Genomic DNA, 1,783 nt, shown 5'->3' on the forward strand with positions numbered 1-1,783 from the left:
AAGCGGAGCGTTAAGAGTAGCTGTATAGGTTGGTTAAGTTGCATGTTGGGGAAACCCTCGCAGAGATACCGCCATACTTCGACAGGGAGCGCGTGGGAGAAGGTGCAAGACCTTTAGTCCTTGTCTGCATAGTCTGCAAAGCTATGTGCGGATACGACCGATATACGTGGCTCCGAAGCCAAAAGAATATGCGGTAAATCGGCAATACTTAAAGGATGTGTCATTTTTTTAAATGACCGCCTTTAGGGAGAGTATTGCCGAAACTCTCTCAACCGTTCACCAAAGCCAAAGCACGAAGTGCGACGCTTGGGTAACGAGTTGAGAAGTTGAGAGCATGTGCTTTTGCTTTTATAGGTTTTTATATTTTTATAGAAGAGCTTTTGAGAAGCTTGTTCTGCTTAGGCTATTATTAAAATCCAATTCTGTTTGTATTAATAATAATGTTATTAGAATATTTTCCTCTGACATCATCGCAAACAGTTGTATAGCTATAATATTCATAGGTTTTTAGAGTACCAATAATATAGCCTCTTTGAAAAATAGGTTCCCATTGATTAGTAAATGGGCTCAAGAAAAGACCTTGTGAATATTCAATCGCTAAATTATTTTTCACTACATTATTTTTAGGATTTGAGTGAACTTCTTTTATAGAAAAATATCTAATATCATTATTATTTGGTGCTGTTTTGATTGAATTTTTGTCTACATATATTTTAGAAATCTCACCTTGAACCGTACCGGGTTTGTCGGAGACCAAGCTTTCTGAGAGAATGTCCCGATGAAAAAAGTAAAATATACCCCTGAAATCAGAGAAAGAGCGGTTCAATTATTGATTGAATCCGAGAAAGATTATCCATCGAATTGGGCTGCGATCACCGCTATTGCTCCCTGAGCAGTATACTGCGCAAGGGTTGTACTCCTGAAACACTACGTGTTTGGTATCAAAAATATTTAGATAAACAAAATCCAGTTAAAGTACAGCAGCTTTCAGACCAAGAACGTATCAAACAACTCGAACGCGAAAATAAAGAACTGCAACGCGCCAATGAAATTCTACGTAAAGCAGCCGCTTTTTTCGCCCAGGCGGAGCTCGACCGCCCACACAAATAATGGTGGATTTTATCCATAATAATAAAGAGCTGTACGGAGTCGAGGCGATTTGTAGAATTTTACCGATCGCACCTTCAACCTATTACCGGACTCTAGATCTCTGTGAAAATCCAGAACATCGAGCAAAGCGAGATTTACATGACTTGCATCATGCTGAGGAGATTAAACGAATTTGGAAGGAAAGTTCAGGTCGGTATGGTGTACGTAAAGTCTGGCAAAAACTGAAACGTGAAGGCTATATTATTGCGCGCTGTACTGTTGCTCGATTAATGCAAAAGCTAGGTATAAAAGGTGTTTGGCGTGGTAAGAACAAACAAACCACCCGTAGCCGAGATGATCAAAAACGAGCGGATGACTTGGTAAAACGTAATTTTACTGCTGATCATCCTGACCAACTGTGGGTGAGTGACTTTACGTATATTCAAACAAATTCAGGCTGGGTTTATACTGCATTTATTATTGATGTGTTCTCACGAGCAATTGTTGGATGGAAAGTATCGACACGGATGAATACAGATATGGTGCTCGATGCATTGGAGCAAGCATTTAGGGCGGCAGAGGGGGCTGGAACGCTGAGTGCGCCCATGCCGCATTGCGAAGCAAAAGATAATCGGATAAAATGTAGCAATTCATATTCGTAAGCGTGGAGTAATCAGATGGGAAATTCCAAGTC

At 40.4% G+C, this 1,783-nt stretch carries 1 protein-coding gene, 1 pseudogene and 1 other annotated feature; of the genes and pseudogenes, one reads left to right on the forward strand and one right to left on the reverse strand.

Features of this window, described 5'->3' with window-relative positions; all coding sequences use genetic code 11:
* Positions 1–409: 409 nt before the first annotated feature.
* A complete protein-coding gene (locus FTV31_RS16610) occupies positions 410–826 on the reverse strand; it encodes a hypothetical protein (RefSeq protein WP_180015745.1) in 417 nt (138 codons plus the stop codon).
* Between FTV31_RS16610 and FTV31_RS16615 the strand changes: the two are divergent.
* Positions 779–1,751 (forward strand): annotated as a pseudogene (locus FTV31_RS16615) (IS3 family transposase). The gene FTV31_RS16610 and the pseudogene FTV31_RS16615 overlap by 48 nt on opposite strands.
* Positions 1,068–1,184 (forward strand) — a sequence feature (AL1L pseudoknot). It overlaps the preceding pseudogene by 117 nt.
* Positions 1,752–1,783: the final 32 nt, after the last annotated feature.

Origin of the sequence: Acinetobacter sp. YH16031 (assembly GCF_013417335.1) — a bacterium.
In the GTDB taxonomy this organism is placed as follows: domain Bacteria; phylum Pseudomonadota; class Gammaproteobacteria; order Pseudomonadales; family Moraxellaceae; genus Acinetobacter.